This window comes from Plectonema radiosum NIES-515 (assembly GCF_025753815.1).
Lineage (GTDB): Bacteria > Cyanobacteriota > Cyanobacteriia > Cyanobacteriales > Nostocaceae > Hassallia > Hassallia radiosum_A.
This window is the reverse complement of record NZ_JAOWRF010000414.1, coordinates 1-8,192: the sequence shown is the minus strand read 5'-3', so window position 1 is coordinate 8,192 and position 8,192 is coordinate 1. Positions and strand designations below refer to the sequence as shown.

The 8,192-nt window shown below is 38.1% G+C and carries 9 protein-coding genes; 6 read left to right on the top strand and 3 right to left on the bottom strand.

Annotated features, from left to right (window positions below):
- The 3 genes from OGM63_RS29320 to OGM63_RS29310 all read left to right on the top strand — a co-directional run.
- The coding region (locus tag OGM63_RS29320) for an aminotransferase class I/II-fold pyridoxal phosphate-dependent enzyme (protein WP_263749284.1) at positions 1–525 on the top strand (525 nt) is incomplete at its 5' end.
- A 269-nt stretch (positions 526–794) separates the two neighbouring features.
- Positions 795–1,337, top strand: a complete 543-nt coding sequence (locus OGM63_RS29315; RefSeq protein ID WP_263749283.1) for a PEP-CTERM sorting domain-containing protein — start codon at positions 795–797, stop codon at positions 1,335–1,337.
- A 204-nt stretch (positions 1,338–1,541) separates the two neighbouring features.
- On the top strand, positions 1,542–1,952 hold the full coding sequence (locus OGM63_RS29310) for a response regulator (protein ID WP_263749282.1): 411 nt from the start codon (positions 1,542–1,544) through the stop codon (positions 1,950–1,952).
- A gap of 33 nt (positions 1,953–1,985) precedes the next feature.
- Here OGM63_RS29310 and OGM63_RS29305 read toward each other — a convergent pair whose 3' ends face one another.
- Positions 1,986–2,165, bottom strand: coding sequence for a hypothetical protein (locus OGM63_RS29305; RefSeq protein ID WP_263749280.1), 180 nt, complete (start codon positions 2,163–2,165; stop codon positions 1,986–1,988).
- Positions 2,166–2,459: 294 nt separating this feature from the next.
- Between OGM63_RS29305 and OGM63_RS29300 the strand changes: the two genes are divergently transcribed.
- Positions 2,460–2,582: a hypothetical protein gene (locus OGM63_RS29300; protein WP_263749279.1), complete on the top strand. Its 123-nt coding sequence runs from the start codon at positions 2,460–2,462 to the stop codon at positions 2,580–2,582.
- 527 nt (positions 2,583–3,109) lie between these two features.
- The gene (uvrC, locus tag OGM63_RS29295; protein ID WP_263749278.1) at positions 3,110–4,987 is read left to right on the top strand and encodes an excinuclease ABC subunit UvrC; all 1,878 of its coding nucleotides are present in this window, start codon (positions 3,110–3,112) and stop codon (positions 4,985–4,987) included.
- 71 nt (positions 4,988–5,058) lie between these two features.
- On the opposite strand, the gene OGM63_RS29290 is transcribed toward uvrC, so the two are convergent.
- Positions 5,059–6,117 carry a hypothetical protein gene (locus OGM63_RS29290; protein ID WP_263749276.1) on the bottom strand — a complete coding sequence of 353 codons (1,059 nt, stop codon included), beginning with the start codon at positions 6,115–6,117 and terminating at the stop codon, positions 5,059–5,061.
- Positions 6,118–6,967: 850 nt separating this feature from the next.
- Between OGM63_RS29290 and OGM63_RS29285 the strand changes: the two genes are divergently transcribed.
- The gene (locus tag OGM63_RS29285; RefSeq protein ID WP_263749275.1) at positions 6,968–7,147 is read left to right on the top strand and encodes a replication restart DNA helicase PriA; all 180 of its coding nucleotides are present in this window, start codon (positions 6,968–6,970) and stop codon (positions 7,145–7,147) included.
- A gap of 240 nt (positions 7,148–7,387) precedes the next feature.
- Here OGM63_RS29285 and rlmN read toward each other — a convergent pair.
- A partial coding sequence (gene rlmN, locus OGM63_RS29280; RefSeq protein ID WP_263749274.1) for a dual-specificity RNA methyltransferase RlmN occupies positions 7,388–8,192 on the bottom strand: 805 nt, incomplete at its 5' end.

The window sequence follows — 8,192 nt, the reverse complement described above, 5'->3', positions numbered from 1 at the left end:
TCCCCTCTCGCTCCTTCAATTTTCCAAGCTGACCCGGATAAAAGCGTCTCGATTGAGTTTTTCACTTTGTCGAAGTCATATAATATGGGTGGCTTTCGTATTGGCTATGCCATTGGTAATGCTGAGTTGATTCACGCTTTACGTCAGGTAAAAGCAGCTGTTGATTTTAATCAGTATCGAGGAATTTTGAATGGTGCGATCGCAGCTCTGACTGGTCCTCAATTGGGGGTGAATGCTGCTGTTGCTACCTTCAAGCAACGTCGAGATGCTTTAGTGAGCGCTTTACACCGCATTGGTTGGCAGGTTCCTACTCCCCAAGCAACAATGTATATTTGGGCAAAGTTACCGACACATTGGAGTCAAAATTCTATAGAATTTTGTACTGAGTTAGTCCAACAAACTGGTGTTGCCGCTTCCCCTGGTGCAGGGTTTGGTAAATTTGGGGAAGGGTATGTTCGCTTTGCTTTAGTGCATGAGCCAACTATATTAACCACCGCCGTAGAGAGAATAGCTAAGTTTCTGTAAGCAATTTATCAACTCTTCATCTCTAATTAACGAAAAATTTATCGTTTCTGCCTTGACTAACTGTAGTTTCTTTTGAAACTACAGGTAAAATTACATAGGACATAATACTAAAATTACTACAAAAAAGTATATTTAGTCCGTGTTGAGCTAAAATCGTAGCTTCAAAAGTCAAGGACGCGGCTTACATGACAGTAACTAAGCAATTCCAAATTACTAAGGTTCTGAGCGCTAAAAGCAGACGCTCAAACTTATCTCAAAATTCAACAAAAATGGTTACGTGCCAATTTGTCCTACCACTGTGGCTAGTACAGACACAATTCATGTCGATTTTTATGGCTGTTGTTGGATTAACCATCGCTGCTACCCCAGCGTCAGCTTTATCATTTAAAACTGACAACTTCACCATAAATTATTCAGTAAATACATTGAATGATAATCACACCAGCTTGATAGAACTACCTTTGAACTTGAACCAAGTTCCACCAGACGATTTTGATACACAGAGAATTTTGGCTGGTACATATACAACTGATAATCAAGTTTCGCAATTGCTGCAAAAAGCACAAAGCAATATAGGAGAAATTATTCAAGCTAGTGAAGTGTCAAATGAGACAATTGACGGCAAAACTTTCTATAAATATGACGTTGGGGATACAAACTCTAAAACCAAAGAAACGCTTACATATACTAATACTTGGAAAGCACCTGCATCTCCCCCTAAAAGAAGGATACCAGAACCCTCGACAATATTAGGGCTAACAGCGATCGCTAGTTTGTTTGTTACCCAGCGTCAAAAGATGAAAATACCCTAAGGGCAAGAATCATCCCCCTATTTTTTCTTGTTTACTTGGAAAGAATCTTAATTTTTCCTTAAATTTAATATATTAGTGCAACTTAATTTGATAATTATAAGTGCATAGCCTAATCCAATTTTTCACTTAATTTATTATATTTTTTGTATTATTGCCTTTTGGAATGGCAATTTTTTTGTTTTTGACATTACACAATCAATATAAATGACAGCAAAATTGTTTAAGATAGAGCAGCAGTTTCAATTACATCAATCTAAACGGGTTTTGTTAATTGAAGATAATGATGTTAATAGAATGTTGCTCTGTGATTATTTAATTTATTATGGTTATGATGTCCAAAGTTTATCAGAGGCTTCTACTTTTTTCTCAACTCTCAAACAATTTCAGCCTGAATTAATTTTATTAGACTTAAAGTTGCCAGATATTGATGGTTATACCCTGCTAGAAAAAATGCAGAATAAACCAGATTATGTTAAGCTCCCTGTTATTATAGTTTCAGCTTTTGCTTTTAAGGCAGACCGACAACGAGCTATAGATTTAGGTGCTTGTCGCTATTTTGTTAAACCCGTAAATCTAATTGATTTGATTCAAGCAATTCAAGAAGAGTTGGCTTGAAATAGTAAATAAGCTTTCGTGCTTGGTGTGAGTTTATTCAGATTTTTGGTTGGCAATGAATTCTTCAACAATCTGACTCAGGTTTTGCACATTATTACCAATTTCGGAAATTTTACGTTGACCTTGTTCTAGCAGCAACATTGCTGTTTGCAATTGGTTGAGTGTTTCATCCATACAGTTACGATATTGAGATTCAAATTCTTGCAGGTTCATTGTTTTTATCGCGTATTAAATTCTATCGTTTACAGTTTCAATATGCTGAAATTTATAAAATCGTTAATTCGCTTGATATTTGACGCTTAAGTTCAATTTTGTAATCTTGATTATTAATCAAATAGAGAATAACATAAAATTTTGATCTAAAAATCTACCAATATAAGTATTAATTTGGTGAAAAAAAGAATAAAATTGGCTTGGCTAATGGTAAATAAAATGATATTGAGGAGAAGAAAGTTTTCAAGAAAAACAAGTAATTTAACTGAAAAAGAAAGAAGATAATAATATCTTATGAGCTACTTAGAAAAGCCATCAAGTAAATATAATGCAATCTGCTTGATGTTAAAGATTTTGGGTACTGATTTTAGACCTGTAGAGATGCGATCGCACGAAGTCTCTACACTCGGATTTTGAGCTGAACACCAACGGTATTGAACTATAATGTATTAAAAAAAGCAAAGACTGAAAGTTGACTGTATGCTTAATATTTACTTGATAAATAACCGATAAAAACAACACAGTTATAGTGCAATACGGTTGGTGTTAAGGATTTTTGGTATTGATTTGATGTATGTAGAGACGAAGCACATGCTTCGTCTCTACCCTCGTATTTGGGGCTTAACACCAACGGTATTGAGTTATAGTCGGTTGCACTTGGATACAATAAGTAGAACCTCACCCTGGGAGTTCCGGACACCCTTCTGGAGAACTTGCACATTGGGGAAGGGGGGTGAGGTTTTAGATACCTGACTGAAGGGAGAACCGCTATATATGAATTTTTATTAAACTAGAGCAATTAATTTATCACGTCTGGCTAAGGCGTGAAAGCTTACTGAGGGATAACCGCTCCCATGCTCCCGTTGAAGTAAGAAGTAAAGTCTAGCTTTGTCTAGGTTTTATATAGCAGATAGGTATATTTGTGAAACTACTTAATAATAGTTGTGACAACATCTGCTCAAATAGTACCATTGCTTAAAGATCCAGAACGTTTGGAAAACCGGCTGGTGGAAATTCCCCCGGAACCTGGGGTTTATTTCATGCGTGACGGGAGCGATCGCATAATCTACATAGGTAAATCGCGAAAATTGCGATCGCGTGTTCGTTCATATTTCCGTGATTCGCAAAAACTAAGCGAACGCATCGCTACAATGGTAAAGCAGGTGACGGAAATCGAATTTATCGTCACTGATACCGAAGCTGAAGCTTTAGCACTAGAAGCAAACTTAATCAAGCAGCACCAACCATACTTCAATGTGCTGCTAAAGGATGATAAAAAATATCCTTACGTATGTATCACTTGGTCTGAAGAATATCCGCGTATTTTTATCACCCGTAAACGTAAAAGCGGTAAAGAAAAAGATAAGTTTTACGGTCCTTATACTGATTCTCACCTATTACGGGAAATATTACGCATATCTAAGCGCATCTTCGCACTCAAACAACGACCCCAACCACTATTTAAAGATCGTCCTTGCCTAAATTACGATTTAGGTCGTTGTCCAGGTGTTTGTCAAAAGCTGATTACACCAGAAGAATACCGCAAAACTGTGCAAAAAGTGGCGATGGTATTCCAAGGTCGAAGTCAGGAATTGATTGATATCTTGAGTATTCAGATGCAGAAATCGGCAGAAGCGCTGAATTTTGAGTCTGCTGCAAGAATTCGTGATCAAATCACTGGGTTGAAGTCGCTTTCTTCAAATCAAAAAGTTGCCTTACCCGATGATACCATTTCACGGGATGCGATCGCTCTTGCCGCCGATGATAAACACGCTTGTATTCAATTATTTCAAATTCGTGCTGGGCAACTTGTCGGACGTTTGGGTTTCGTTGCCGATACTCACGCTGAACCTGGAGCTATTTTACAACGAGTGTTGGAAGAACATTATCAAGCCGCCGATGCGGTGGAAATTCCCGCAGAGATTTTGGTACAGCACGAGTTACCAGATGGGGAAATATTAGCGGATGTCTTAACTCAACGCAAACAACGAAAAGTGACGATTTTGGCTCCGCAGCGGCAAACTAAGGCAGAATTAATTGAAATGGTGGAGCGAAATGCTCAGTTTGAATTGCAAAGAATGCAAAAATTGGGCGATCGCAATCACCAAGCGATGCAAGATTTAACCGCAATTCTCGATTTACCCGATTTACCTCACCGCATCGAAGGTTACGACATCTCACACATTCAAGGTGCAAATGCAGTAGCTTCCCAAGTCGTATTTCTCGACGGAATCAGCGCTAACCAGCATTATCGTCACTACAAAATCAAAAATCCCACAGTCACTGCCGGACATTCAGATGATTTTGCGAGTTTGGCTGAAGTTATTCAGCGTCGCTTTCGTAAGTATAGCGAAGATCCGGAGTTATTAAGACAGGGTAATCCAGATTTTCCCGATCTAATTATGATTGATGGCGGTAAAGGTCAATTATCTTCAGTTGTCGCTGTCTTGCAAGAGATGAATTTATTAGAAGATTTGCGAGTCGTCAGTTTAGCAAAGCAGCGAGAAGAGATTTTTCTTCCAGGAGAATCCGCACCATTGTCAACTGAAGCCGAACAACCAGGAGTGCAGTTGTTACGACGGTTGCGGGATGAAGCGCATCGATTTGCAGTTAGTTTCCATCGTCAGCAACGCAGTGACAAATTAACGCGATCGCGTTTAGATGAAATTCCCGGTTTGGGACACCATCGACAAAAGCAGCTTTTAGCACATTTTCGCTCTGTTGATTATATCCGGCAAGCGACACCCACACAACTAGCTGAGGTTGCGGGAATTGGTCCGCGTTTAGCACAAGAGATTTACGATTATTTTCACCCCTCCTAGCTTAATCATTATCTACAATCACAAGAGCGTGTATTGGACGCAACCGAGAACCGCTATATTAATGAAGGTCTTTAATGCTTACTAACTTCTACATCCAAATAGCCATCAGTGTCTCTCCAATTGCAACTATCCATGATTCCAAGATAAAAGCGTGTGGCTCCTAACGGCACAATCACTCTTTGTTGTATACCCATGTTAGTTCTTCCATCACCGATAAAGAATACTTGCTTGAGTTGAGGATAAAGTTTTAAATAATTCTGCTTACCTTCTTCACTAAAAAATAAGGTGCTTGGTGCTGAATCTTTGTTTGGCTGCTCTCTGCCCAAGAAGACACCTACGAGAGAATTTATAGGAGCTTGGATATTAGAAATACCGTTTTCTGCTTGTACTCGATGAGTTCTTAGGTCTTTAATGTCACCTTCTGGTCCAAAATAATCCTGTTCATTAAAGACTCGAGTTTTGCCTTCTAGCACTTTAAACGTAAGATGACTACCAGGTTTAAGAGGTATTTCTTTAACTTCAGTAGGAGAATTTTGCGGAGCTATGCTATCAAGGTCTGTTGGTTTTGGGTTAGGACAGGAACTAGCCTTAGAATTTGGGGGCATACCAGCAAGCCAAGGGTCGCTTTGAGCATTGACTTTGACTGGAGTTGTTACCGATGACCATATATCAGGGAACCATAAATAAGTGGAAATAGCACTTAAACCTAAAGCACAAATAAATAAAAAAGATGCTCGACCTATAAGTAATTTACTTTTCGGCTTGACAATCTTTTCAATCGAAGTGAAGTTGTTTAACCTGTCATTATTTGAATTACCTATAAACTCTTGATTACAACCGAGTTTGACTGCAATTTCACTTAAAATAGGCGCATATCTTCCTGTACGGAAAGTAGGTAATAGTTCCTTACAAGAAAGGTTACAAAGAGCATCGTTATTGCCTGTTTCCTTTAAATAGTGAATTAACCGGATAAAAAAGTCCCGCTCCGAAGTATTTTCTAGAAAATTCAGTCGCTTGTGGTCGATTCCAATATTTATACATAGTGCTATTCGTTCTCTGTATTGTTCACTGCGGAGCAACAATTCTACTAATGTATCTATATCGAATTGTTCTAAATCATCTAGAGACATAAAGATTCAATTCCAAATTTTTACACTACTTACACTTCAGTTTCGATTTAATATTTTCCAAATCAACTACGTACTTGCCTCTTTTAAACACAATTTCAAGTTCCTTGCAGATTTTACACAGAGCTTGTTTGTTATCTATTGCTTAATTCCAACATGGATAAACCTACAAAAGTCAAAATGGCAATTCCCAAAAAATGCCATTGAAAAAATGAATTCTTTTGGTCTGGTGATCGCACCCTACACAACTTTACACCAGAGCGATCGCACCAACACCTTAAAGTCAAACGGTATGATGTGCCGTACTTTAGGCAGCATTCCACCCTCTTAGTGGTTTTATATTTAATTCAGGACTTACAGGCTTTTCCAGAAGCGCTATAAACACCACCTAAACCTTAAGTAAATCTTAAGATAAATCTTTTTGTGACTAAAAATACAGTTATTTGGGAATTTTCACTTTTTACTAAAAATATTACTTACCCTAAAAGTTGATGTCTGATGTCACACTTAAAAAAAGTTGAAATGACTGCAAAATACTTAGTCTCAAGGTTTTATTGATAGGGATCAGCGGATATAGAAGCGTTATGTATTTGACAAAATTAATTTATATGTCTAAAGTTAGATGTATTGAGTGCCTAATTATTAAGATAATAAAACCACAATAACATTTGATTAAGTTTAAATTTTGTTTAAAATGACAACACAATATAGCGCTGTTTATTAAATTGTGCCAAACCACAATAATTACTGGTTTGATTAACAGTATTTTTCTCATTTGTCTTAAGCCAGAAGAATTACTGGTTTAATTGACGGTTTTTACCCATAAAAAATTACTACATCAAGGGATTTTAAAATGCAAATAGTACAAAAGATTCGTTGTCCAAACTGCGGCAGCGAAGGTGAAAGGCATTATATTTATGATAGTCAATTGACTCGGACACAATGCCCAACTTGTGACTACTTAATGATATCTTGCACCCTCACTGGTAAAGTGATTGAGGCTTATGCCCCAGGTATTCTTGCTAGAAGGTAAAAGGTAAAAAATAATTTATTTTACCTTTTTGCCGTTGCACCAATTGATATCATGGCAGGTTTATCACATATATTGTAGAGACGTTCCGCCGGAACGTCTCTACGAGGGTTGCGATGTTTTTATTAATGTTAATTAAGCGGACATGATATGAGGTATGAACCCGCATGTAGAGACGTAGCACTGCTACGTCTCTTTTTAGATAAAATCATATTCATAAATAAAATCAGCAACGCCACCTTTTTAGTTTTTACTTGTTCTTAGTTGTCCACAAGCTGCATCAGTTTCTAAACCACGAGAATAGCGGACGCTAACAGCAATATTTTGCTGTTTGAGAACTGTAAGAAAAGCTTGGATGCGATCGCTATTCGGGCGTTTATAATCGACTTCGCTGATAGGATTGTAAGGAATCAAATTAACGTGACTTTGAAAGCCTCGCAAATGTTTTGCTAATTGTAATGCGTGTTCTGGTAAGTCGTTCACCCCAGCGAGGAGAACGTATTCAAAACTAACGCGACGTCCGGTAATTTCTACGTATTCGCGACATTCAGTAAGCAATTCTTCAATTTTATAAGCATGTGCGCTGGGAATGAGTTGTTCTCGGAGTGCTTGGTTAGGTGCGTGGAGACTAACAGCGAGAGTAACTTGTAACTGGTGTTCAGCTAATTGACGAATGCGATCGCGTATTCCCACAGTAGATAAAGTAAGCGATCGCTGTCCGATTCCCACATCTTTATTTATAGATTTGATCGCACCTAAAACATTATCTACATTCAACAACGGTTCACCCATACCCATAAACACTACATGGCTAACTCGCTGTTGAAAATCTTCTTGCACAGTTAAAACTTGATCGACAATTTCATGTCGTGCTAAATTGCGCTTATAGCCACCCTTCCCAGTAGCGCAAAAATCACAAGCCATCGGACAACCGACTTGGGTAGAAACGCAAACTGTCAACCTTTCAAGTGACTGACTACTTTCTCCTCCCCCTTGTCCCCCTTGTCCCCCTTGTCTCCCTTGTCTCCCCTGTTTGTAAATGTAAAGC